The sequence below is a fragment of the Nonomuraea sp. NPDC001636 genome (assembly GCF_040298265.1).
GTDB lineage: Bacteria > Actinomycetota > Actinomycetes > Streptosporangiales > Streptosporangiaceae > Nonomuraea.
In genome coordinates this window covers 127,453-149,759 of sequence record NZ_JBEOZT010000004.1, presented here as the reverse complement: position 1 = coordinate 149,759, position 22,307 = coordinate 127,453, and the positions used below count along the sequence as shown (strand labels likewise).

Genomic DNA, 22,307 nt, shown 5'->3' with positions numbered 1-22,307 from the left:
CTGGCCGGAACGCCGTCGTCCCCCCAGGAGCGCCCTCCGGCCGCGAACCCCACCCGGCGTTCGGACGCTTCCTCGTGACACCCACCGCACCGGGTGTCAGGGATGAGACTGCCGGACCCCGCTTGCAGACGACTTGTAGAACGCTTGCGACATCTCCCCGCAAAGTGGTCAGTCACGTTCGGCGGCGGCCTGGCCGTCGTCCTCCTCGGACGGCGCGACCCGGCGGACGACGACCGTGCTGATGCGGTTGCGCCGCCCGGCCAGGCTCTCGGCCGTCAGCTCCAGCCCGGCGACCTCCGCCTGCGACCCGGCGATCGGCACCCGGCCGAGCGCGTGGGCCAGCAGGCCGCCGACCGTCTCGACGTCGTCGACCTCGATCTCGGTGTCGAACAGCTCGCCCAGCTCGTCGACCGGCATGCGGGCGGTCACCCGCAGCGCGCCTTCGGACATGGTCTCCACGCGCGGGGCCTCCTGGTCGTACTCGTCGGTGATCTCGCCGACGATCTCCTCCAGGACGTCTTCGATGGTGACCAGCCCGGCGGTGCCGCCGTACTCGTCGATGACGATCGCGATGTGGATCTGCCGGGCCTGCATCTCCCGCATGAGCTGGTCGATGGGCTTGCTCTCGGGCACGTACGCGGCCCGCCGCATGATCGACTCGACCGTCTCCTTGCCGCCGCCCTCGCCCGACTCGTGGATCTTGCGGGCGATGTCCTTGAGGTAGGCGATGCCGATGACGTCGTCCTCGTTCTCGCCCACGACCGGGATGCGGGAGAAGCCGCTGCGCAGCGCGAGCGACAGCGCCTGGCTGATCGTCTTGCCGCGCTCGATGTAGACCATGTCGGTGCGGGGCACCATGACCTCGCGGACCAGCGTGTCGCCCAGCTCGAAGACCGAGTGGATCATCTCGCGCTCGTCCGGCTCGATCACCCGGCGCTCCTCGGCCAGGTCGACCAGGTCGCGCAGCTCGGCCTCGGAGGTGAACGGGCCGTCGCGGAAGCCCTTGCCGGGGGTCAGGGCGTTGCCGAGCAGGATGAGCAGCTTGGGCAGCGGGCCGAAGATGCGGGTCAGGCCGTAGACGATCGGCGCCCCGGCCAGCGCGACCGGCTCGGCGTGCTGGCGCCCCAGCGTACGCGGCATGACCCCGACGACGACGTAGCTGACCACGATCATGACGGCCGCGGCGGCCACGTAGGCCCAGCCCTGGTCGTGCATGAGGTCGATGAACAGCAGCGTGGCGATGACCGTCGCCACCAGCTCGCAGCTCAGGCGCAGCAGCAGGAGCAGGTTGAGGTAGCGGGGCGGGTCGGTGACGATGGCCTGGAGCCGGTCGGCCCCGCGCCGGCCCTCGCGCACGAACTCCTCCGCGCGCACCCTGGAGATGCGCGTCAGTGCCGTTTCCGCACTGGCGATCAGGCCACCGATGATCACAAGGGCGATGGCCCACAGCAACCAGGCGTTCACCGCGAGTCGCGCACCTCCTGCCAGGACTCGAGCATCTGGGCCTGCAGCCCGAACATCTCCTTGTGCTCCTCGGGCTCGGCGTGGTCGTAGCCGAGCAGGTGCAGGATGCCGTGGGTGCACAGCAGTTCCAGCTCGGCCTGGGCGCTGTGCCCGGCCTCCTTGGCCTGCCTGGCCGCGACCTGCGGGCAGAGCACGACGTCGCCGAGCAGCGCCGGGTCGGCCGGGCCCTCGCCGTCGCCGCGCGCGCCGCCGCCGGGACGCAGCTCGTCCATCGGGAAGGCCAGCACGTCGGTCGGGCCGGGCTCGCCCATCCACTTCTCGTGCAGCTCGGACATGGCGTCTTCGTCGACCACCACGATGGACAGCTCGGCGAGCGGGTTGATGCCCATCTCGCCGAGCACGTGGGTGGCCAGCGCGACGAGGTTCTCCTCGTCGACGCCGACGCCGGACTCGTTGTTGATCTCGATGCTCACGGGCGTCGTTTCCCCCGGTGGATGGCCTTCGGCTCCTGGGCGGCCTGGGTGGCGTCGTAGCGCCCGTAGGCGTCGACGATGTCGCTCACCAGCTTGTGGCGCACCACGTCGGCGCTGGACAGGCGGGCGAAGTGGATGTCGGGGATGCCCTCCAGGATGTCCTGGACGACCCGCAGCCCGCTCACCGTGCCCGAGGGCAGGTCGACCTGGGTCACGTCGCCGGTCACCACGATCTTGGAGTTGAACCCCAGCCGGGTCAGGAACATCTTCATCTGCTCGGCCGAGGAGTTCTGGGCCTCGTCGAGGATGATGAAGGCGTCGTTGAGGGTACGGCCGCGCATGTACGCCAGCGGCGCGACCTCGATCGTGCCCGCGGCCATCAGCTTCGGGATCGAGTCGGGGTCGACCATGTCGTGCAGCGCGTCGTAGAGCGGCCGCAGGTAGGGGTCGATCTTCTCGTAGAGGGTGCCGGGCAGGAAGCCGAGCCGCTCGCCCGCCTCGACCGCCGGCCTGGTCAGGATGATGCGGTTGACCCGCTTCTCCTGCAGCGCGCGCACGGCCTTGGCCATCGCCAGGTACGTCTTGCCGGTGCCCGCGGGCCCGATGCCGAACACGATCGTGTGCTGGTCGATCGCGTCGACGTACCGCTTCTGGTTGACGGTCTTCGGCCTGATCGTGCGGCCGCGGGAGGACAGGATGTCGAGGGACAGCACCTCGGCCGGACGGTCGGAGGTCATGCGCAGCATGGCGATGCTCCGCTCGACCGCGTCGGGCGTGAGCTCGCCCCCGCTGCGCAACACCTCGACCAGCTCCTCGAACAGGCGCACGACCGCGCCGCTCTCGTCGGGGCTGCCGGTGACGGTGATCTCGTTGCCCCGCACGTGGATGTCGGCCCTGAAGGCGCCCTCGATGACGCGAAGCAGCTCGTCGCGGGAGCCGAGGAGGCTGACCATCGGGTATTCGTCCGGAATCAGCACCTTGGCTTGAGTGCGCGAGGGAGGTGCCGTGCGTCGGGATTCATGTAGTTCGGACATGGGCAGGCCAGCGGCCTGATGCCTCCCGGTCTGTTCGGTGTTCTTCTCCGCCCATCGTATCCGGCACCAGGCTGATTGCTCGCGTCAATATCAGCCGGGCGGCCACGTGAGGTCACGCCCTCCGAGAACATGGGCGTGCACGTGGAAGACGGTCTGGCCGGCGCCGGGGCCGGTGTTGAAGACGACCCGGTAACCCCCCTCGGCCACGCCGTCCTGGACGGCGACGGCGTGCGCGGCCTTGAGCACGTCGTCGGCGAGCCCGTCGTCGGCGGCGGCCATGGACGCCGCGTCGGGGTGGTGCGCGCGCGGGATGACCAGCACGTGCGTCGGGGCCTGCGGATTGATGTCGCGGAACGCCAGCGCCCTGGCGTTCTCGTAGACGACGTCGGCCGGAATTTCCTTGGCCACGATTTTGCAGAAGAGGCAGTCGCTCACGGCAGTACCCTATCGAGAGCGACCGTTCGGCAGTCCGTTGCGAATCGGTAATCCGTGGTGTCGTGCGCCCGAAGATCCGCGCGGTTAGGGTGAGTGTGCGACACTTCAGAGCAAAAAAGATGATTCAGGGTCGGGCGAGCGCCACCTGGCGAGGAACACGACTGGGTAATGCACCCTAAGGAACCGGGGAAACCTTCAGAACCGGAAGAGAGTAAACCCTCTGGGAAGGCCGCGCGTCCCACTGATGTGACCACCGAAACCCTTCTGGCCGACAGGTCGATGGGGGCGGTGCCGGTCGGGTGGGATGCCGACATGGCCGTGACCGCGCTCTACAGCGCGCACTTCCGGTCATTGGTGCGTCTCGCGGTGTTGCTGGTGCGTGACATGGCAACCGCCGAGGAAGTCGTGCAGGACGCGTTCGTCGCCATTCACGGCGCCTGGCGCAGACTGCGCGATCCCGACAAAGCACTCGCTTACCTGCGTCAGTCTGTCGTCAACCGGTCCCGTTCCGTGCTGCGTCACCGCGCGGTCGTCGAGAAGTACGCACCCAAGGGCCTGCCGGACGCCCCGAGCGCCGAGAACGGCGCGATCGGCGAGCTGGAACGCTCCGCCGTCATCGAGGCGTTACGCGCCCTGCCGACCCGACAGAGAGAAGCACTGGTTCTGCGTTATTACGGAGATCTGTCCGAAGCTGAGATCGCCCACGCCATGGGCATCAGCAAGGGCGCGGTAAAGAGCCACACCGCCCGTGGAATGGCCGCGTTGCGGTCCGTCCTGGAGAAGATGTCATGACCCAGCCCCCCGACGAGTACGGCGACGTCCTGCGCCGTGCGCTCCGCGCGGAGGCGGACGCGGTCGTGCCCTCGCCGGAAGGACTGCAGATCATCCGCGCCCGCATCGAGCGGCGCGGCGTCCGTAACCTGTTCTGGTGGCGTGCGGGCGCGGCGGCGGTCAGCGCCGTGCTGGTGGCGGGGACGATCGTGATGGTCGTGCCCAGTTTGCGCTCCCAGATCTTCGAGACGCCCGTCAAGGTGGTGGACAACTCGACCATCGCACCGGGCAACTCCTCGACCAGGCTGTCCACGCCGCCCAGGCGCGACAGTCACAGCGCCGAGCCGCCGCCCGCGGTGGTCGTGCCGCCGAGCCACAGCGAGACCCACCGGCCCTCGGAGACGGCCAGGTCGACCAGGCAGCCCACGCCGTCGCCGACGCCGTCCTCGACGCCCTGCCCGAGCGGCGAGGCCGCCGGCGACCAGGAGTGCCCCGAGATCACGCCGACCCCCACGCCGACCCCGCCGGAGACGACCGACACCCCGACGTCGTGCCCCTCCGACGAGTGCCCGCCGGACGACCTGCCCACCGGCCCGAGCGACCTGAGCAGCCCGCTGGTGGACGTGCCGCACACGACACCGTGAGAGCGCCCTGAGCCGGGCCTACCAGCGCCCGGTACGCGCGAGCAGCACGGCCGCCGCCGCCACCCCCGCCGTGGAGGTGCGCAGCACGGTGGGCCCGAGCAGCACGGGCACCGCCTTGGCCGCGGCGAACCTGCGCAGCTCCTCCTCCGAGACCCCGCCCTCCGGCCCCACGACGACGACGATGTCGCCGCCGGGCGGCAGCGCCACCCTCGACAGCGGCTCGGCGGCCTCCTCGTGCAGCACGAGCCCCAGCGCCGCGTCGGCCAGCAGCCCCTCGACCTGGGCGGTGGAGGCGAGCTCGGCCACCTGCGGCAGGTGGAACCGGCGGGCCTGCTTGCCGGCCTCGCGGGCCGTGGCGCGCCACCGGCCCAGCGCCTTGGCGATCTTGTCGCCCTTCCACTGCGTGATGCTGCGCGAGGCGGCCCAGGGCACGATCACGTCGACCCCCACCTCGGTCATCATCTCGACGGCCAGCTCGCCCCTGTCGCCCTTGGGCAGCCCCTGGACGACCACCAGCCGCCGCGCGGGCGGCTCGACGGTGTAGCGGGCGAGCACGTCGAGCGCGAGGGCGTCCTTGAACACCTCGCGCACCACGCACTCGGCGACGTCGCCCGCGCCGTTGGTCAGGTCGACCCGCTCGCCGGCGCGCAGGCGCCGCACGGAGGCCGCGTGCCGCCCCTCAGGACCGTCGAGCGTGAGCTCGGCGCCGTTGAGGTCCTCGGCGAGGAACACGGGGACGGTCACGGGTGATCGTCACCTGCCGTTGAAGGCGTCACGCAGGCGGGAGAAAAAACCCTGCTGCCCCGGGGCGAACTTGCCGGGCGGCCGCTCCTCGCCGCGCAGCCTGGACAGCTCGCGCAGCAGGTCCTCCTGCGTCTGGTCGAGCCGCATCGGGGTCTCGACGTTGACGTGGATGAGCAGGTCGCCCCTGCCGGACTCGTTGAGCCGCTGCACGCCGCGCCCGTACATGGTGATGACCTGGCCGGACTGGGTGCCGGGGCGCACGTCGATCTCCTCGGAGCCGTCGAGCGTCTCGACGGCGAGGATGGTGCCGAGCGCGGCGGCCGTCATGGGGATCTGGACCGTACAGTGGAGGTCGTCGCCGCGCCGCTCGAAGATCTCGTGCGCGCGCTCGACGATCTCCAGGAAGAGGTCTCCGGGCGGGCCGCCACCGGGGCCGACCTCGCCCTCGCCGGCGAGCTGGATGTGGGTGCCGTCCTCGACGCCCGCGGGGATGCGGACCTTGATCGTACGGCGGGTGCGCACCCGGCCGTCGCCCGAGCACTCCTGGCAGGGGTGGCGGATGATGCTGCCGAAGCCGCCGCACTGGGGGCACGGCCGCGAGGTCATGACCTGGCCCAGGAACGAGCGGGTGACCTGGGAGATCTCGCCGCGCCCGCTGCACATGTCACAGGTGTCGGGGTGGGTGCCGGGGGCCGCGCCGGCGCCGTGGCACACCTCGCACAGCACGGCGGTGTCCACGACCAGCTCGCGGGTGGTGCCGAACGCCGTCTCGCGCAGGTCGAGCTCGACCCGGATGGTGGCGTTGCGGCCCCTCCTGGCGCGCGAGCGCGGCCCGCGGGTGCCGCCCGCGGTGCCGAAGAAGGCGTCCATGATGTCGCTGAAGGGGAAGCCCGCGCCGAAGCCGCCGGCGCCCGCGCCCGCACCCGCGCCGCCGCCGAAGGGGTCGCCGCCCAGGTCGTACATCTGGCGCTTGTTCGGGTCGGACAGCACCTCGTAGGCCTGCGTGATCTCCTTGAACCGCTCCTGGGTCTCAGGATCGGGATTCACGTCGGGGTGCAGCTCGCGGGCGAGGCGGCGGTAGGCCTTCTTGATCTCGTCCTGACTGGCGTCACGGCGCACCCCGAGGGTGGCGTAGTAGTCGCTGTTTGCCACTTATCGACCTCTTAAGATGCAGCCAGGATCTGGCTGACGTAGCGTGCCACCGCGCGTACGGCGCCCATCGTCACGGGGTAGTCCATCCTCGTGGGACCCAGCACGCCGAGCCGGGCCAGTTGGTTGTCGCCAGAACCGTATCCGGTTGCGACGATGGACGTGCCGCGAAGGTAGGGGTTTTCCGAGCCGATGCGCACGGTGAGCGCGGACGGGGTGTCTGTGGAAGTCTCGCCGAGCAACCGCATGAGCACGACCTGCTCCTCCAGCGCCTCCAGCACGTCGCGCAGGCCGGTGGCGAAGTCGGCGCCCGCGAGATTGGCCGCGCCGGCGAACACGATCTTCTCGTCATGGCGTTCGACGAGGGTTTCGAGCAGCACCGACAGGATCGTGGCCACGGCGGGCCGATCCTCGGCGGGCAGCCGCTCTGGCAGGTCGGCGACCAGCTCGGGGACGTTGCTCAGCCCGCAGCCGTCGAGGCAGGAGTTGAGCACCGCGCGCAGATGGGCGATGCGGTCGTCCTCCACCACCTCGGGCAGCTCGATCACGCGCTGCTCGACGCGCCCGGTGTTGGTGATCAGCACGAGCATGACCCGCCGCTCGCTGAGCGGGACCAGCTCGACGTGCCTGACCGTGGAACGCGTCAGCGTCGGGTACTGCACGACCGCGACCTGCCTGGTGAGCTGCGCGAGCAGCCGCACGGTGCGGAAGACCACGTCGTCGAGGTCGACCGCGCCGGCGAGGAAGGTCTCGATCGCCCGCCGCTCGGCCCCGGACAGGGGCTTGACCTGCGAGAGCCGGTCGACGAACAGGCGGTAGCCCTTGTCCGTCGGCACGCGGCCCGCGCTGGTGTGCGGCTGGGTGATGTACCCGTCCTCCTCCAGAGCGGCCATGTCGTTCCTGACCGTTGCCGGGGAGACCTTGAGGTTGTGGCGCTCGGCCAGCGCCTTGGAGCCCACCGGTTCGTTGGTGGACACGTAGTCTTCGACAATGGCGCGGAGCACCGCCAGCTTCCGTTCGTCGAGCACGTGCTCACCTCCTGCCTCTGCCTAACAGGGAAACGACAGGTCTAGCACTCCGTGTTCCCGAGTGCCAAGTGTACGGCTCTCGCCCACAAGGTGCGATAACACCAGGTCCCATCCTGTTGCTAGCGACTTACAAGCGACAGGCCTCACACTTGCCGCATGACCGACAATTCCCAGCCCCCGCAGTACGGACCGCCCCAGGGGCAGGGTCCCTACTACGGTCAGCCGAACCAGTACGCCCAGCCTCCGTACCAGCCCCAGCAGCACGGCCAGCCGCCCTACCAGCAGCAACAGCCGCCCGCCCAGTACGGCCCCCCGCCCCAGTACGGCCAGCAGAACCAGTACGCCCAGCCCGACCAGTACGGCCCGCACAACCAGTACGGCGGGCAGCCGCAGTTCCCGGCCAGGATCGACGGCAAGGCGATCAAGCCGCGCCTGTGGTGGATCGCCGTCGTGTGGGCCGTGGCCGTCGTGCTGGGCGTCGTGGGCGTGGTGGTCTTCGCCGGGGGCGTGCTGAGCAGCGTCTCGGACATGGCCCCGACGACCACGTTCGCGTCGGGCGAAAGCGTGAAGGTCGCGATCGACCCCGCCCAGCGCCCGGCCGTCTACATCGCCACCGACTCGCGGGTCAACTACCAGTGCGAGATCTCCGGCGGCCCGGCCCAGGCCAGGCTGGTCAAGGTCTCCGGCAGCCAGACGCTCAGCGCCGGCGGCACCACCTGGCAGGAGATCCTCGCCGTCAACGCCCCCGCCAAGGGCGACTACCAGCTGACCTGCGCCACGCAGGAGGAGTCGTCGGCCCGCTTCGGCGTGGGCCGTGACGTGCTCTCCGCGGCGGGCGGCCTGTTCGGCGGGGTGGCGGCGCTGTTCCTGTTCCCCGGCGCCGGCCTGCTCATCGGCATCATCGGCACCGTCGTCGTCCTCGTACGGCGCAGCGGCGCGCGTAAGCGCCTTGCGGTCAGCGGGTGATTTGCTACGGTCCCCGTGTGTACGAGGGCGATGTGCTGGCGGGCAATTGGCGGCGGCCGGGCAAGGGCAAGATCCCTAAGGTGCCCGCCGAACTCGACCTGGTCGTGGAGGACGCCGACAGCGGCTTCTGCGGCGCCGTGGTGGCCTGCGACAAGGAGGCCGTCACCCTTGAGGACCGGTTCGGCAAACGCCGCCTGTTCCCGCTCGCGCCGGCCGCGTTCCTGCTGGAGGGCAGGCCCGTGACGCTGGTGCGCCCGGCGGCCGCGGCCCCGTCGGGGCCCAGGCGCAGCGCGTCCGGGTCCATCGCCGTGGAGGGGTTGCGGGCCCGGGTCGCCAAGGAGAGCCGGATCTACGTCGAGGGCGTGCACGACGCCGCGCTCGTGGAGAAGATCTGGGGCCACGACCTGCGGGTCGAGGGGGTCGTGGTCGAGTACCTGGAGGGCGTCGACGACCTGCCCGCCATCGTGGCCGAGTTCGCCCCCGAGCCGGGCCGCAGGCTGGGCGTGCTGGTCGACCATCTGGTGCCGGGGTCGAAGGAGAGCCGGATCGCGGCCCGGATCACCTCGCCGCACGTCCTCGTCGTGGGTCATCCGTACATCGACATCTGGCAGGCGGTCAAACCGTCCGTGCTGCGCATCCCGGGCTGGCCCGACGTGCCGCGCGGGGTGCCGTGGAAGGAGGGCGTGCTCGCCGCACTGGGCTGGCGCATGGAGCCCGCGGACGCCTGGCGGCGCATTCTGGGCGCCGTCTCGTCCTACGCCGACCTGGAGCCGGAACTGCTCGGCCGGGTCGAGGAACTGATCGACTTCGTTACGGAGGCATCATGAGCCAGGCCCCGCCACCCCCCGACGACCCCACCCCCGACGACCCCACCCCCGGCGCCCCGCCATCTGACGTCCCGCCTTACGACGTGCGGCCTTCTGACGCGCGGCCTTCTGACGTGCCGCCTTACGACGCGCCGCCTTCTGACGTGCCCCGCGACCAGGGCTCGGGACCCCAGCTCGGCTACGGGCAGCAGCCGGGTTCCCAGCCCGACTACGGGCGGCAGCCGCCGAGCGGGCCCGGTCCGCAGCCGGGCCCCATGCCCACGCCGCCCCCCTACGTGCCCCCGCCGCCCGGCCACGGCCAGCCCCCCGGCCACGGGCAGGCCCCCGGCTACGGGCAGCAACCGGGTTACGGCTACCCCGCCGGGCCGTACGTGCCCGGCCGGTTCGGCCCGCGCCGCGGCAGCGACGACACCACGATGGCGATGCTCGCCCACCTGCTCGGCCTGCTGGTCTCGTGGATCGGCCCGCTGGTCATCTACCTGATGAAGAAGGACGAGTCCCCCTATGTCAGGGACCAGGCGGCCGAGGCGCTGAACTTCCAGATCACGATGTTCATCGGCTACGCCGTGGCGATGGTGCTGTCGATCGTGCTGGTCGGCCTGCTGCTGTTCCCGATCATCTGGATCGTGTCGCTGATCTTCCACGTCCAGGCGGCCATCGCCACCAACCGGGGCGAGAACTACCGCTACCCGTTCGCCATCCGCCTGGTCACATGAGCTCGGTGATCAGGGCGTCGGCCAGCAGCCGCCCCTTGAGGGTGAGCACCATCCGGCCCGCCCTGAACGGCTCGGGCTCCAGCAGCCCGCGCGCCAGCGCGCTCGCCACGGACGTACGCGCGCCGGGGGCGACCTCGGCCAGCGGGTAGCCGGAGATCAGCCGCAGCTCCAGCATCAGCCGCTCGGCGGCCCGGTCGTCGCCGGTGAGCACCTCGCGCGCGTGCGCGGGCGAGGCGCCCGACGCCAGGCGCTGGGCGTAGGCGGCCGGGTGCTTGACGTTCCACCAGCGGGTGCCGCCGACGTGGCTGTGGGCGCCGGGGCCGGCGGCCCACCAGTCGCCGCCGGTCCAGTAGAGCAGGTTGTGCCGGCAGCGGGCCTGCTCGGAGGTGGCCCAGTTGGACACCTCGTACCAGGAGAAACCGGCCTCGGCCAGCATCTCCTCGGCGATCAGGTAGCGGTCGGCGGCGACGTCGTCGTCGGGCATCGGCAGCTCGCCGCGCCGGATCCGGGCCGCGAGCCTGGTGCCCTCCTCCACGATCAGCGAGTACGCCGACACGTGGTCGGGCCCGGCCTCGATCGCGGCGGCCAGCGAGGCCCGCCAGTCGTCGTCGGACTCCCCCGGCGTGCTGTAGATCAGGTCGAGGTTGACGTGCTCGAACCCGGCCTCACGCGCCTCCCGGACGGCCCGCGCCGGACGCCCCGGCGTGTGCCTGCGGTCGAGCACCTGGAGCACGTGCTCACGCGCGCTCTGCATGCCGAAGCTGACCCGGTTGAAGCCGCCCTGACGGAGTTTGTCGAGGTAGCCGGGGTCGACGGACTCGGGGTTGGCCTCGGTGGTGACCTCCGCCCCCGGCCGCAGCCCGAACTCGGCGTCGATCGCGGCCAGGACGCGCGCCAGGTCCTCGGGAGGCAGCAGCGTGGGCGTGCCGCCGCCGAAGAACACCGTCTCCACGGGCAGGTCGGCGTCGCCGAGCACGCGCCGGGCCAGGCGCACCTCGGCCACGACCGTGTCGGCGTAGTCGCGGTGGGAGGCGCCGGGCCCTAGCTCGGCGGCGGTGTAGGTGTTGAAATCGCAGTAGCCGCAGCGGGTGACGCAGAAGGGCACGTGCACGTAGAAGCCGAACGGGCGCTCGCCGAGCCCGCGCAGCGCGCTGTCGGGCAGCTCGCCGGAGGCGGGCGCCGGATCGCCGTCGGGCAGGGTGGATGGCACGTCATCCAGTGTGCCTGCTCACGGGTGTGCTCCGAGCCATCGAGGGAGGCGGCACATGACGGGCGTCGGAATCGTGGGCGCGGGGATCTCCGGGCTGACGCTGGCCCTGCGGCTGCAGCAGCTCGGCGTCGCGACCACGCTCTACAGCGAGGGCGACGCGGCCGACCTGGGCCGCGGGCGGCTGCCGAACACGGTCGGCAGGATGGGCCGCGCGCAGGACCGCGAGCGGGAGCTGGGCAGCCTGCACTTCCTCGACCCCGGCTGCCTGCTGGTCAGCGGCAGCCTCTCGATCAAGGGCGATCCGCCGCTGGAGTTCACCGGCCGCGTGACCGAGCCGTTCCACGGGGTCGACTTCCGGGTGCTGCTGCCGGCGCTCATGGACGACTACACCAGCAGGGGCGGCCGCCTGGTCGTCGATCCCCTCCCGCCGGACGCGGGCCAGGTCGCCCACTGGTCGCGCGACCACGAGCTGATGGTGGTGGCCACCGGGCGACGCTCGGTGCGCGAGCTGTTCCCGCGCGTTCCGGCCTGGTCCCCGTACGAGGCGCCGCAGCGGATCCTGGCCGCCGGGCTGTTCCACGGGTTCGATCCGGGGCCGGCCTTCGGCTTCAACATCTCGCCCGGCTGCGGCGAGATCCTGTGCATGGCGATGATGACGCGGTCGGGCGTGCATGGCGGCGTCCTGGTCGAGGCGATCCCCGGCGGGCCGCTCGACGTGCTGGCCCGGGTGCCCGCCGACGAGTTCTGCACGACCCTGCTCGCCCTGCTGCCCGAGCACGCGCCGCGCCTGGCCGAGCTGATCGATCCGGCCGCGTTCGAGCTGCTCGGGCCGGAGGACCTGCTGCAGGGCGCGATCACGCCGGTCGTGCGCGAGGCGGTGGCCGAGCTGCCCGGCGGCGGCGTGGCGCTGGCGATCGGCGACGCCTGGGTCACCAACGACCCGATCACCGGGCAGGGCGCGAACCTGGGCTCGGCCTGCGCCTGGATCGCGGCCGAGGCCATCGCGGCGAGCGGCCCTTACGACGCGGCGTTCGCGCGGGAGACGGCCCGGCGCATGTGGGTGGCGGCCGAGCCGGTCGTCGCGTGGACGAACGCCTTCCTGCGGCCGCCGGCCGAGCACGTCCTCGCCCTGCTCGCCGCTGCCGCGACCAGGCAGGAGGTGGCCGATCTGGTGCTGTCGCTGTTCGGCGACCCGGCGCGGGCGTGGCGGCTGTTCTCCAGCGCCGAGGAGGTGGCGCGCGTCGTTGACGGCACGGGGTGACGGTTCTACGATCGCGTCAACTTATAGGAAAGTTTCTTATAAGTTCACCCCCCAGGAGCGCCCGTGAAGAAGATCCTCCTCGCACTCTCGCTCTTACTCGGGCTCACGGCGGTGTCCGCGCCCGCCGAGGCCCATCCCGGATTCAAGCGGGTCGCCTACTTCATCCAGTGGGGCGTGTACGGGCGCAACTACCACGTCAAGGACGTGGACACCAGCGGCGCCGCCGCCAAGCTCACCCACCTCAACTACGCCTTCGGCTTCGTCAACGCCGAAGGCTCCTGCTACTCGGCCGACCCCTGGGCCGACTGGCAGCGCCCGGTGCCGGCCGAGCAGAGCGTGGACGGCGTCGCCGACCAGCCGGGCCAGGCACTCAACGGCAACCTCAACCAGCTGCGCAAGCTCAAGGCCAAGCATCCCGGCCTCAAGGTGCTGATCTCGCTCGGCGGCTGGACCGGGTCCAAGTACTTCTCCGACGCCGTGCTCACCGCCGAGTCGCGGTCCGCGCTGGCCCGGTCGTGCGTCGACCTGTGGCTGCGCGGCAACCTGCCGGGCCTGGAGCCGGGCGCGGGCGCCGGCGTGTTCGACGGCGTCGACCTGGACTGGGAGTGGCCGGGCTCGGCGGGCAACGACGGGAACGTGATCAGGCCCGAGGACCGGCGCAACTTCACCCTCTTCGTCGAGGAGCTGCGCGCCCAGCTCCGGGCGTTCTCCTCCAGCTCCCAGCTCACCGCCTTCCTCCCGGCCGCCGCCGCGAAGATCGACGCCGGGTTCGAGGTGCGCCGGGTGTTCCGGTCGCTCGACTTCGCCACCGTCCAGGGGTACGACCTGCACGGCACCTGGGAGTCGCGCACCGGGCACAACGGGAACCTGTTCACCGACCGGCGCGACCCCAACCCCGTCAGGTACAGCGTGGACCAGACCGTCCGCGACTACCTGTCGCGCGGCGCGCCCGGCCGCAAGATCGTCGTGGGCGTGCCCGCGTACGGGCAGGGCTGGACCGGCGTGACCGGCGGCGGCGACGGCCTCTGGCAGCCCGCGACCGGACCGGCCGCCGGCAAGTGGGGGCCGGGCAGCGAGGACTACAAGGACCTGGCCGCCAAGCCCGGCAAGCGCTACCGGGACGTGCGCACCGGCGCGATGTGGCTCTACGACGGCAACGAGTTCTGGTCCTACGACGACCCGGCGTCGCTGCTGGAGAAGGCGGCCTACATCCGGCTCAAGGGCCTGGGCGGCTCGATGATGTGGTCGATCGACCAGGACGACGCCCGCGCCTCCCTCACCTCGGCCCTGTACGCCGTCTTGCGCTAGACGGCCGCCCAGCCGAGGGTTTCTGGACGGGCACCCGGCCGGGTGGGCTGTCTCTGGACGAGCACCCGGCCGCGGGTTTCTGGACGGGCGCCCGGCCGGGTGGGCGGCTGTCAGCCGCTCGCCCGCGCGGCCAGTTCGTCCCATTCCGGGGCGTGGCCGGGGACCGCGAGCACCCGGGCCAGCGCGTCGGCGTCGCCGTGGCGGGCGCGGAAGGCGTCCGCCACGGTCATCCCGATCTCCGGGCGCGAGACGATCTCCACCTCGTCGCCCGCGCCCAGCTCGCCCGGCTCGACCACGGCCAGGTAGGCGCCCGGCCGCGCGGCGCGGGTGAAGCGCTTGAGCCAGCCGGGCTCGTCCATCCAGTTGCGGAACACCACGCAGGGGATGCGCGGGCCGGTGACCTCCAGCAGGGCGCTGCCGACGCGCCACCGCTCGCCCACGAGGGCGCCGTTGACGTCGAGGCCGGCGGTGGTCAGGTTCTCCCCGAACCGGCCGTCGCGCACGTCACGGCCGAGCTCGCCCTGCCACCAGTCGTAGTCTTCGCGGGCATAGGCGTAGACGGCATGGGTGGGGGCGCCGTGGTTGGGCGTGTCGGCCCGCTCGTCGCCGGCCAGGCCGTTGCGCAGCACCTCCACCCGGTGGGGCACGGCCCGCTTGTCGATCGCCGTACGGCCGAGCTTGCCGGCCCATTCCGCGTCGATCGACCGCCCGACGTTGACGGAGAGGATGCGCATGCCGCGACGGTAGCGGACGAACGGGCCCGCGACGCACCGATTTTTCCGCCTTTCTCATCCCATCAGTGGAGAAGAACAGACATGTACCCATTCGGCCTGTTCGCCGAGCCGTCACCCGCGCCTGTCGCCGGGCTCCGGCGCCACCCGGGCGAGCGGGGAGTCGGCGTCGAACTCGGCCAGTTGTAACAGGGTCTCCAGGGCCGCCTGCCGGGTCTCCTCGACCGAGCCGCCGCGTTCGCCGAAACACTCGGCCGCGACGTCGAGCAGCGCCGCCACCACCGCCGCGTCGGGATAGGGCACGTCGACCACCACCCTGCCGTCGCCGCCCACCTCGGCGGGTCTCAGGTGAAGCCGCAGCAGCCGCCTGGTCTCCTCCGCCACGGCCACCCCCAGCACAGCGGCACGCTCGAATCGCTCAGAAGCAATCACGTCACCCTCCAGTAGCACTGGTGTTCGGGAACAGCAAAGGTAGCGACCGGCACCGACAGAATCGGCTCTCCCGCCCCGGGAAAGCGGGGCGAGCCCGCGGGAAACCGTGGGAAGGCCGTGGGAAGGGCCAGGGAAGGGCCAGGGAAGGCCGCGGGAAGGCCCCGGAGACCGGTCGCGCGGGCGGCCGGTGGGGTGGCTACGCTCGAACGGTGAGCGGTTTGATCATCGAAGTCGCGGACCTGTCCGTCGAGCTCGGGGGCAATCCGGTGTTCCGGGGCCTCGACCTGGCCGTCGAGCCGGGTGAGGTCGTGGCGGTCGTCGGGCCCAACGGATCGGGCAAGTCCACGTTGCTGCGCTGCCTGGCCGGCCTCCAGCCCGCCACCTCCGGCGAGGTCCGCGTGTTCGGCGCCGAACCCGCCGACGACGCGCCCTTCTGGCGCCGGGTGGCGCTGCTCGGCGACGAGCCCGCCTGGTACCCGGGGCTGACGGCGCGCGAGCACCTGGAGCTCATGGGCGCCGTGTACGCCGAGGCGCGCATGACGGTGGACTCGGCGCTGGCGGAGTTCGCGCTGACCGAACGGGCCGACGCGCCGCCGCTCAACCTGTCCACCGGCCAGCGCCAGCGTCTCTGCCTGGCCGCCACGCTGCTCAGGCCGAGCACGCTGCTGCTGCTCGACGAGCCCGAACGCGGCCTCGACGCGGCCTTCCGCGTCCGGCTCGGTGAACTGCTGGAGGAGTACGCCGGCGAGGGCGGCACCGTGGTGATGGCCACCCACGACCAGACCCTGGCCGACGCCGCCCGCCGGGTCTCCCCCGCCGGGGTGCCCGCATGAGCGGTCACGACGCCGTCGTCCGGAAGACCGGCCGGACGGGGAAGGCGGGCGGGCGGTGAGCGCGGGCGAGGTGAGCGCGGGCGAGGTGAGCGTGCGGTCGGTGCGGGCGTTCGTCCGGGCACGCGGGCGTGCCCCGGCCGGGCTGGTCGATCGTTACGTCAGCCTGTTCGGTCTCTGCATGCTGCTCGCCGTCGTCGGGCAGCCGCTGTCCTCGGTGGTCTCCGGCCTGGGCGGGACGGTCGAGCCGGGCCGGACGGGCGCGGGGGTCGCCCTGGTGCTGCTGGGGTTGGCGGGCTGCCTGGCGCTGGCGCGGGCGGCCGGGCCGGTGATGGTGCCGGCGGCGGAGGCGTCCTGGTTGCTGACCTCGCCGCTGGACCGGCGGCGGCTGCTCGGGCGTTCCGGGCGGGTGCTCATGGTCGTCGCGCTGGTGGCGGGGCTGCTGCTCGGGCTCGGGCTGCTGGCGGCGCTCGGCGCGCCCGGCGCGCTGGTGTGGCGGCTGCTGGCCGCGCTGGCGGTGGCGACGGCGGCGAGCGTGGCGGGCATGGCGCTGGCGATGCTCGCCCAGTCCTCCCCGACCTGGAACCTGTGGCTGACCGGCGTGCTGCTCACGCTCCTGGTGCTGGCCGTGGTCGCCGTCAGCGGCCAGGCCCGTACGGCGCTCGCGGCCGCCGCGAACGCGCCCCTGCCCGCGCTGGCCGCCACGGCGTCGGCCATGGCCGCGCTCGCCGCCGTCCTGGCCCGCCGGGCGTGGGGGTCGCTGGCCGCCATCCCCACCCGTCTGCTGCTGACCGCCTCCACCCGGGCCGGGCACGTCACCAGCGCCGCCGTCACCCTCGATCCCGGCGCGCTGAGCTGGATCGCCGAGGACAACCACTGGCGGGCCAGGAAGCTCGCCTCGCGGCCGTGGCCGGGGCTGCCCGCGCCGCTCGCGCTGGCCTGGCAGGACTGGGTGCGGCTCGGCCGCCGGCCCTGGCGGCTGGCGGCCACGGCGGCGAGCGCGGCGTTGCCCGCCGTGTTCGCCCAGGCGGGGGCCGCTCCGGCGGCTCTCGGGCTGGTCGTGCTCGGCGGGGCGCTGGCGGTGGCGGCGTCCGGCACGTCCGGCGCGCGCCGGGACGCCGACAACCCCGCCCTGGCCCGGCTTACCGGCGTGGGCCGGCGTCCGGCGCTGGCGGCGCGGGCGCTGCTGCCCGGTCTGCTGGGCGGCGTGTGGGCGGCCCTGGCCCTGGCCGGCGTCGTGGCGGTGGGCGGCCTTCCGTCCGGCGCGTGGTTGTTCGGGCTGCTCAGCGCGCCCGCGCTCGCGGCGGGCGCGCTGCGGATGGCCAGGAGGGGGCCGGTCGACCATTCGATGCCGGTCATCGACACCCCCGGCGGCGCGGTGCCGACCGGCCCGGTGTTGTGGGCGGCGACGGGCGCCGACCTGGCGCTGCTCGGCTGCCTGCCCGCGGTGGTCGCGCTGGCCACCGGGCCGGCCGCGCCGGGCGGGTTCCTCGCGGCCCAGGCGGTGGCGGGCCTGGTGGCGCTGGCCGGCGTGCTGGTGCGGCCCCGCCCGGCCCGGCGTTCCCGCCCCTGAGCGGTCAGACGACGGCTCGGACGACCGCTCAGAGCGCCCAGGCGACGGCTCAGGCGATGGCTCAGGGCGGTCAGGTGACGACTCCGGGCAGCCAGGTGACGGCTCTGGGCGGTCAGGCGACATAGAGGTCGCTCGGCACGCCGCCGTACGGGATCGTGCGCTCCCTGTGCAGGCCCGCCTTCTCCGCCACCCGGCGGGACGGCTCGTTGCCGTCCCCGATCAGGGCCACCACGGTGCCCAGGTCGCGCCCGACGCGCAGGGCCGCCCTGGCGAGCTCGACCGCGTATCCGCGGCCCCAGGCGGCGGGACGGAAACGGTAGTACAGGTGGAGCACGTCCGCACCGTCCAGGGCCGCGTGCCGCAGGCCGCCGATGCCCAGCACCTGCGACCCCTCGGTCAGCCGGGCGGCCCAGTAGCCGATCCCCCGGTCCGCCCAGTCGGCCAGCCACAGGTCGAGCATGACCCGGCTGGCCTCCAGGTCGACGGGGGGCCCGGCGGAGCTGTAGACGTTCGTGCGCGGGTCGGAGTGGATCTCGTGCACGGCTTCGAGGTCCTCCGGACGGATCCGGGAGAGGACCATTCGTTCCGTATGTACCACTTCCACCCTTTCAGGGTATCCGCTACCATCGCTAAGCTATCGGTAGCAATCGAACAGCGATGAGGGAGCGCCGATGGACATCGCCCGCGTGCAGGCCTCGCTGCGTCTGATGGCGCGCGGCCTGGAGGAGCTGGCCGCCGCCCTGGGCGAGGAGGAGCTGGGCGAGGCCGAGCGCACGGCCCGGGTCATCGCGGAGTGGGGCCGCCGCGGTCTCACCCAGAAGGAGGCGTCGGCGCTGTTCCAGCGGCACGGCTTCGCCCCCCAGACCACGGGCGGCTGGGCCCGCGGCGACTGGGTGGAGCTCGGCGACGACGGCCTGCGCTACCTCACCGCCAAATCGCACGCCTGGCTGGAGGAACGATCATGACCTTCTCGGTCCGCATCGCCGTACGCGGCTACGAGCTCGACACCCAGGGCCACCTCAACAACGTGGTCTACCACCAGTACGGCGACCACGCCCGCTGGGAGTGCCTGCGCGCGGCCGGCATCTCGATCGACGACCTGCGGGAGGCCGGCGTCGGCCCGGTGACGCTGGAGAACACCATCCGCTTCCACCGCGAACTGCGCGCCGGCGACGAGGTGGAGGTGACCTGCGCGTTCGAGTGGGGCACGGGCAAGACGTTCCGGATCAGGCAGGAGTTCAGGGGCGCGGACGGCGAGCCGGCCGCCGAGCTGACCGGCGTCGGCGGCCTGATGGACCTGCGGGCCCGCCGCCTGCTCCCCGACCCGGGCACGCACTGGCGGGCGCTCGCGCGAACGCCCGCCGTGCTGGGCCTGTAGCGGCTACTTCTTGGTCTTGTCGGCGGCGGCGCTGGAGTCGGTGGACAGCGCGGCGACGAAGGCCTCCTGGGGCACCTCGACGCGGCCGACCATCTTCATCCGCTTCTTGCCTTCCTTCTGCTTCTCCAGCAGCTTGCGCTTACGGGAGATGTCACCGCCGTAACACTTGGCCAGGACGTCCTTGCGGATGGCCCGGATGTTCTCGCGGGCGATGACCCGGGCGCCGATGGCGGCCTGGATCGGCACCTCGAACTGCTGGCGCGGGATCAGCTCGCGCAGCTTCTTGGCCATGTCGACGCCGTAGGAGTAGGCCTTGTCCTTGTGGACGATCGCGCTGAAGGCGTCGACGGCCTCGCCCTGCAGCAGGATGTCGACCTTGACCAGCTCGGCCTCCTGCTCTCCGGCGGGCTCGTAGTCGAGCGAGGCGTAGCCGCGGGTGCGCGACTTGAGCTGGTCGAAGAAGTCGAAGATGATCTCGCCGAGCGGCAGCGTGTAGCGGATCTCGACGCGGTCCTCGGACAGGTAGTCCATGCCGAGGAGCTGGCCGCGCCGCCCCTGGCAGATCTCCATGATCGCGCCGATGAACTCGGCCGGCGCCAGGATCGTGGACTTGGTGACCGGCTCGAAGACCTGCGCGATCTTGCCGCCGGTCGGGAACTCGGACGGGTTGGTGACCGTGAGCTCCTTGCCGTCCTCCATGACCACGCGGTAGACCACGTTGGGCGCGGTGGAGATCAGCGACAGGCCGAACTCGCGCTCCAGGCGCTCGCGCACGATCTCCATGTGCAGCAGGCCGAGGAAGCCGACGCGGAAGCCGAAGCCGAGCGCGGCCGAGGTCTCCGGCTCGTAGACCAGCGCGGCGTCGTTGAGCTGGAGCTTGTCGAGCGCCTCGCGCAGCTCGGGGTACTCGTCGCCGTCGATCGGGTAGAGCCCGGAGAACACCATCGGCTTGGGGTGCTCGTAGCCGGCCAGCATCTCCTTGGCCGACTTGACCGACGAGGTGACGGTGTCACCCACACGCGACTGGCGCACGTCCTTCACGCCGGTGATCAGGTAGCCCACCTCGCCGACGCCGAGGCCGCGCTCGGAGGGCTTGGGCTCGGGCGAGATGACGCCGATCTCCAGCGTCTCGTGGGTGGCGTTGGTGGACATCATGAGGATGCGCTCGCGCTTGCTCAGATGGCCGTCGATGACCCTGACGTACGTCACGACGCCGCGGTAGGTGTCGTAGACGGAGTCGAAGATCAGCGCCCGCGCGGCGGCGTCGGCCTGGCCCACGGGCGCCGGGACGGTCGCCACCACGTGGTCGAGCAGCTCGCGCACGCCCACGCCGGTCTTGCCCGACACCTTGAGCACGTCGGAGGGGTCGCAGCCGATCAGGCCGGCCAGCTCCTCGGCGAACTTCTCCGGCTGGGCCGCGGGCAGGTCGATCTTGTTGAGCACCGGGATGATGTGCAGGTCGGCGTTCATGGCCAGGTAGAGGTTGGCCAGGGTCTGAGCCTCGATGCCCTGCGCGGCGTCGACCAGCAGGATCGCGCCCTCGCACGCCTGCAGCGACCGGGACACCTCGTAGGTGAAGTCGACGTGCCCGGGGGTGTCGATCATGTTGAGGACGTGGCCGTCCCAGGGCAGCCGCACGGCCTGCGACTTGATCGTGATGCCGCGTTCGCGCTCGATGTCCATCCGGTCGAGGTACTGGGCGCGCATGGAGCGGTCGTCGACCACGCCGGTGATCTGCAGCATCCGGTCGGCAAGGGTCGATTTGCCATGGTCGATGTGCGCGATGATGCAGAAGTTGCGGATCAACGCGGGGTCGGTCTGGCCAGGCTGAGTGCGCACCGAAGTCCGTTTCGACAGGGTTGAGGTCAAGCGTCTTTCATGGTGACATGCCCAGATGATTATCCGGACCGTCGTCCGCCGCGGCCTGCGCCTGGTCGCGCTGGCCGTGGCCGTCGTGGTGGCGCTGGCCGGCCTGCTCGCCGTCGCGCTCCGTATCCAGTTTACCGGTGCCCCGGCGGCCTGGGCGAAGAGCACCGGCAACGACGCCCTCTGGCTCGGCCACGCCTGGGTCGACGGCCGCCGTGCGGAGCCGGACGTGGAGCGGCTCGCCGTCCGCCTGCGCACGACCGGCATCAAGGACGTGTACGTCCATTCCGGGCCGTTCGAGTGGGACGGCCGCCTTGATCCCGCCAAGCACCCCAAAGCCGCAGATTTCGTGACATGGATGCATCGGCACCTGCCCGGCGTCCGCGTCTCGGCCTGGCTGGGCCAGTCCGTCAAGAACGGCCTCGACCTCGACGACGCCCGCTCCCGCGCGAACGTCCTGGCCGGCGTGGCCGACGTCATGAAGGCGGGCTACGACGGCGTCCACTACGACTTCGAGCCGATCGGCGACGGCGACACGGAGTTCCTCGACCTGCTGGACCGGACGAGGACGTACACGAGGCTGCTGTCCACCTCGACCCCGCAGATCGAGCCCTATCCCCTCATGCGCCCGGCGGGCAGGCTCGTCCTGGGCCACGACAAATACTGGTCGCAGGGCTACTTCCAGGAGGTCGTGAACCGGGTGGACCAGGTCGCGATCATGACGTACGACTCGGGGGCGCCCGCCCAGTCCCTCTACGGCGGCCACGTGGCCCGGCAGGCCGCGCTCGCCCTCGACCTCGTCCCGGAGGACAAGTCCCTGCTCGTCGGCGCCCCCGCCTACCACGACCACGGCCTGGCCTGGCTGGACGCCGCCGAGAGCGTGGCGACGGCCGCCGAGGGCGCCCGGCTGGCCCTGTCCGAGCACGGCCGCCGCGAACGCTTCGGCCTGGCCCTGTACGTCGACTTCGCCGCCACCGAAGAGGACTGGAAGGAGTACATGACCCGCTGGCTGGCCTAAACTGAGAACACCCGGGGCGTTGATTTGAGCAGCCACCTGGGTTATTGGTACCCTGTTCACTTGCGTGTGGCGCGCCCTCTCATCGAGCCCGCGCGCCCCATCCATCCTTAGACTTTCACCGAGGCTTCTTCGTGGCGAACATCAAGTCCCAGATCAAGCGCAACAAGCAGAACGAGAAGGCGCGTCTGCGCAACAAGGCGGTCAAGTCCTCTCTGAAGACGGCCGTCCGCAAGTTCCGCGAGGCCGCCGAGCAGGGCGACGTCGAGCAGGCCGCGGCGCTGCAGCGCGTCGCCGCCCGCCAGCTCGACAAGGCCGTCAGCAAGGGCGTCATCCACAAGAACCAGGCCGCCAACCGCAAGTCGGCGATCGCCAAGCAGGCTGCCTCTCTGGCTGCCAAGTAAGCTCCTGCCGCCCGGCGACAGTCCGGGCGAGCGCTGACGCCGCACTCC

At 71.8% G+C, this 22,307-nt stretch carries 25 protein-coding genes; 13 read left to right on the top strand and 12 right to left on the bottom strand.

The window, feature by feature from the left end:
• Positions 1-168: 168 nt before the first annotated feature.
• From ABT158_RS10410 to ABT158_RS10395, 4 genes are all read right to left on the bottom strand, one after another.
• Entirely contained in the window at positions 169-1,464 is a 1,296-nt protein-coding gene (locus tag ABT158_RS10410; RefSeq protein WP_352352472.1) for a hemolysin family protein, read from the bottom strand.
• Positions 1,461-1,937: an rRNA maturation RNase YbeY gene (ybeY, locus tag ABT158_RS10405; RefSeq protein WP_352352471.1), complete on the bottom strand. Its 477-nt coding sequence runs from the start codon at positions 1,935-1,937 to the stop codon at positions 1,461-1,463. The genes ABT158_RS10410 and ybeY overlap by 4 nt, the downstream gene beginning before the upstream one ends.
• Complete coding sequence (locus ABT158_RS10400; protein WP_352352470.1) at positions 1,934-2,971, bottom strand: PhoH family protein; 1,038 nt, start codon at positions 2,969-2,971, stop codon at positions 1,934-1,936. The genes ybeY and ABT158_RS10400 overlap by 4 nt, the downstream gene beginning before the upstream one ends.
• A 90-nt stretch (positions 2,972-3,061) precedes the next feature.
• Positions 3,062-3,406 carry a histidine triad nucleotide-binding protein gene (locus ABT158_RS10395; RefSeq protein ID WP_352324084.1) on the bottom strand — a complete coding sequence of 115 codons (345 nt, stop codon included), beginning with the start codon at positions 3,404-3,406 and terminating at the stop codon, positions 3,062-3,064.
• Positions 3,407-3,685: 279 nt separating this feature from the next.
• On the opposite strand from ABT158_RS10395, the gene ABT158_RS10390 reads away from it, so the two are divergent.
• A complete protein-coding gene (locus tag ABT158_RS10390; protein WP_049573205.1) occupies positions 3,686-4,198 on the top strand; it encodes a SigE family RNA polymerase sigma factor in 513 nt (170 codons plus the stop codon).
• Positions 4,195-4,821, top strand: a complete 627-nt coding sequence (locus ABT158_RS10385) for a hypothetical protein (RefSeq protein ID WP_352352469.1) — start codon at positions 4,195-4,197, stop codon at positions 4,819-4,821. The genes ABT158_RS10390 and ABT158_RS10385 overlap by 4 nt, the downstream gene beginning before the upstream one ends.
• Before the next feature lie 18 nt (positions 4,822-4,839).
• Here the strand turns inward: ABT158_RS10385 and ABT158_RS10380 are convergent, their stop codons facing one another.
• From ABT158_RS10380 to hrcA, 3 genes are read right to left on the bottom strand one after another with little or no spacing between them, the layout of a single operon-like run.
• Complete coding sequence (locus ABT158_RS10380; RefSeq protein WP_352352468.1) at positions 4,840-5,565, bottom strand: 16S rRNA (uracil(1498)-N(3))-methyltransferase; 726 nt, start codon at positions 5,563-5,565, stop codon at positions 4,840-4,842.
• Positions 5,566-5,574: 9 nt separating this feature from the next.
• The gene (gene dnaJ / locus ABT158_RS10375; protein ID WP_352352467.1) at positions 5,575-6,717 is read right to left on the bottom strand and encodes a molecular chaperone DnaJ; all 1,143 of its coding nucleotides are present in this window, start codon (positions 6,715-6,717) and stop codon (positions 5,575-5,577) included.
• 11 nt (positions 6,718-6,728) lie between these two features.
• Positions 6,729-7,742, bottom strand: a complete 1,014-nt coding sequence (hrcA, locus tag ABT158_RS10370) for a heat-inducible transcriptional repressor HrcA (protein WP_352352466.1) — start codon at positions 7,740-7,742, stop codon at positions 6,729-6,731.
• Positions 7,743-7,898: 156 nt separating this feature from the next.
• Here hrcA and ABT158_RS10365 point away from each other — a divergent pair, with 156 nt between their 5' ends.
• From ABT158_RS10365 to ABT158_RS10355, 3 genes are read left to right on the top strand one after another with little or no spacing between them, the layout of a single operon-like run.
• Positions 7,899-8,708, top strand: a complete 810-nt coding sequence (locus ABT158_RS10365) for a DUF4564 domain-containing protein (RefSeq protein WP_352352465.1) — start codon at positions 7,899-7,901, stop codon at positions 8,706-8,708.
• A gap of 17 nt (positions 8,709-8,725) precedes the next feature.
• Positions 8,726-9,535 carry a DUF3097 domain-containing protein gene (locus ABT158_RS10360; RefSeq protein WP_352352464.1) on the top strand — a complete coding sequence of 270 codons (810 nt, stop codon included), beginning with the start codon at positions 8,726-8,728 and terminating at the stop codon, positions 9,533-9,535.
• Complete coding sequence (locus ABT158_RS10355) at positions 9,532-10,251, top strand: DUF4870 domain-containing protein (RefSeq protein WP_352352463.1); 720 nt, start codon at positions 9,532-9,534, stop codon at positions 10,249-10,251. The genes ABT158_RS10360 and ABT158_RS10355 overlap by 4 nt, the downstream gene beginning before the upstream one ends.
• Here the strand turns inward: ABT158_RS10355 and hemW are convergent.
• Positions 10,244-11,461 carry a radical SAM family heme chaperone HemW gene (gene hemW, locus ABT158_RS10350; protein ID WP_352352462.1) on the bottom strand — a complete coding sequence of 406 codons (1,218 nt, stop codon included), beginning with the start codon at positions 11,459-11,461 and terminating at the stop codon, positions 10,244-10,246. The two genes, ABT158_RS10355 and hemW, sit on opposite strands and share 8 nt — an antisense overlap.
• Before the next feature lie 55 nt (positions 11,462-11,516).
• Between hemW and ABT158_RS10345 the strand changes: the two genes are divergently transcribed.
• Together ABT158_RS10345 and ABT158_RS10340 are read left to right on the top strand one after the other, a co-directional pair.
• Positions 11,517-12,722: a styrene monooxygenase/indole monooxygenase family protein gene (locus ABT158_RS10345; protein ID WP_352352461.1), complete on the top strand. Its 1,206-nt coding sequence runs from the start codon at positions 11,517-11,519 to the stop codon at positions 12,720-12,722.
• Between the two features lie 63 nt (positions 12,723-12,785).
• Complete coding sequence (locus ABT158_RS10340) at positions 12,786-14,030, top strand: glycoside hydrolase family 18 protein (protein WP_352352460.1); 1,245 nt, start codon at positions 12,786-12,788, stop codon at positions 14,028-14,030.
• Between the two features lie 110 nt (positions 14,031-14,140).
• On the opposite strand, the gene ABT158_RS10335 is transcribed toward ABT158_RS10340, so the two are convergent.
• Together ABT158_RS10335 and ABT158_RS10330 are read right to left on the bottom strand one after the other, a co-directional pair.
• Positions 14,141-14,764, bottom strand: a complete 624-nt coding sequence (locus ABT158_RS10335) for an MOSC domain-containing protein (RefSeq protein ID WP_352352459.1) — start codon at positions 14,762-14,764, stop codon at positions 14,141-14,143.
• A gap of 111 nt (positions 14,765-14,875) precedes the next feature.
• A complete protein-coding gene (locus ABT158_RS10330; protein ID WP_352352458.1) occupies positions 14,876-15,193 on the bottom strand; it encodes a hypothetical protein in 318 nt (105 codons plus the stop codon).
• A 209-nt stretch (positions 15,194-15,402) separates the two neighbouring features.
• On the opposite strand from ABT158_RS10330, the gene ccmA reads away from it, so the two are divergent.
• Complete coding sequence (gene ccmA / locus ABT158_RS10325; RefSeq protein WP_352352457.1) at positions 15,403-16,026, top strand: heme ABC exporter ATP-binding protein CcmA; 624 nt, start codon at positions 15,403-15,405, stop codon at positions 16,024-16,026.
• 55 nt (positions 16,027-16,081) lie between these two features.
• Positions 16,082-17,596: a DUF6297 family protein gene (locus ABT158_RS10320; RefSeq protein ID WP_352352456.1), complete on the top strand. Its 1,515-nt coding sequence runs from the start codon at positions 16,082-16,084 to the stop codon at positions 17,594-17,596.
• Positions 17,597-17,708: 112 nt separating this feature from the next.
• On the opposite strand, the gene ABT158_RS10315 is transcribed toward ABT158_RS10320, so the two are convergent.
• Positions 17,709-18,200: a GNAT family N-acetyltransferase gene (locus ABT158_RS10315; RefSeq protein ID WP_352352455.1), complete on the bottom strand. Its 492-nt coding sequence runs from the start codon at positions 18,198-18,200 to the stop codon at positions 17,709-17,711.
• A gap of 67 nt (positions 18,201-18,267) precedes the next feature.
• On the opposite strand from ABT158_RS10315, the gene ABT158_RS10310 reads away from it, so the two are divergent.
• Positions 18,268-18,561: a hypothetical protein gene (locus ABT158_RS10310; protein ID WP_352352454.1), complete on the top strand. Its 294-nt coding sequence runs from the start codon at positions 18,268-18,270 to the stop codon at positions 18,559-18,561.
• Entirely contained in the window at positions 18,558-18,974 is a 417-nt protein-coding gene (locus tag ABT158_RS10305) for an acyl-CoA thioesterase (protein WP_352352453.1), read from the top strand. Before ABT158_RS10310 ends, ABT158_RS10305 begins: the two co-directional genes overlap by 4 nt.
• A gap of 3 nt (positions 18,975-18,977) precedes the next feature.
• Here the strand turns inward: ABT158_RS10305 and lepA are convergent, their stop codons facing one another.
• A complete protein-coding gene (lepA, locus tag ABT158_RS10300) occupies positions 18,978-20,813 on the bottom strand; it encodes a translation elongation factor 4 (protein WP_352352452.1) in 1,836 nt (611 codons plus the stop codon).
• Between the two features lie 55 nt (positions 20,814-20,868).
• Here lepA and ABT158_RS10295 point away from each other — a divergent pair, with 55 nt between their 5' ends.
• Both ABT158_RS10295 and rpsT read left to right on the top strand, forming a co-directional pair.
• Positions 20,869-21,858 carry a glycoside hydrolase family 18 protein gene (locus tag ABT158_RS10295; RefSeq protein ID WP_352352451.1) on the top strand — a complete coding sequence of 330 codons (990 nt, stop codon included), beginning with the start codon at positions 20,869-20,871 and terminating at the stop codon, positions 21,856-21,858.
• Positions 21,859-21,989: 131 nt separating this feature from the next.
• Positions 21,990-22,259: a 30S ribosomal protein S20 gene (rpsT, locus tag ABT158_RS10290; protein ID WP_352352450.1), complete on the top strand. Its 270-nt coding sequence runs from the start codon at positions 21,990-21,992 to the stop codon at positions 22,257-22,259.
• The last annotated feature ends 48 nt before the right edge of the window (positions 22,260-22,307 follow it).

Bases quoted from the DNA above. Each gene is read 5' to 3' on its own strand.
- ABT158_RS10400 (WP_352352470.1), bottom strand. From the start codon at position 2,971: ATGTCCGAACTACATGAATCCCGACGCACGGCACCTCCCTCGCGCACT.
- ABT158_RS10390 (WP_049573205.1), top strand. From the start codon at position 3,686: ATGGGGGCGGTGCCGGTCGGGTGGGATGCCGACATGGCCGTGACCGCG.
- ABT158_RS10385 (WP_352352469.1), top strand. From the start codon at position 4,195: ATGACCCAGCCCCCCGACGAGTACGGCGACGTCCTGCGCCGTGCGCTC.
- ABT158_RS10365 (WP_352352465.1), top strand. From the start codon at position 7,899: ATGACCGACAATTCCCAGCCCCCGCAGTACGGACCGCCCCAGGGGCAG.
- ABT158_RS10355 (WP_352352463.1), top strand. From the start codon at position 9,532: ATGAGCCAGGCCCCGCCACCCCCCGACGACCCCACCCCCGACGACCCC.
- ABT158_RS10345 (WP_352352461.1), top strand. From the start codon at position 11,517: ATGACGGGCGTCGGAATCGTGGGCGCGGGGATCTCCGGGCTGACGCTG.
- ABT158_RS10335 (WP_352352459.1), bottom strand. From the start codon at position 14,764: ATGCGCATCCTCTCCGTCAACGTCGGGCGGTCGATCGACGCGGAATGG.
- ABT158_RS10310 (WP_352352454.1), top strand. From the start codon at position 18,268: ATGGACATCGCCCGCGTGCAGGCCTCGCTGCGTCTGATGGCGCGCGGC.
- ABT158_RS10305 (WP_352352453.1), top strand. From the start codon at position 18,558: ATGACCTTCTCGGTCCGCATCGCCGTACGCGGCTACGAGCTCGACACC.
- ABT158_RS10295 (WP_352352451.1), top strand. From the start codon at position 20,869: ATGATTATCCGGACCGTCGTCCGCCGCGGCCTGCGCCTGGTCGCGCTG.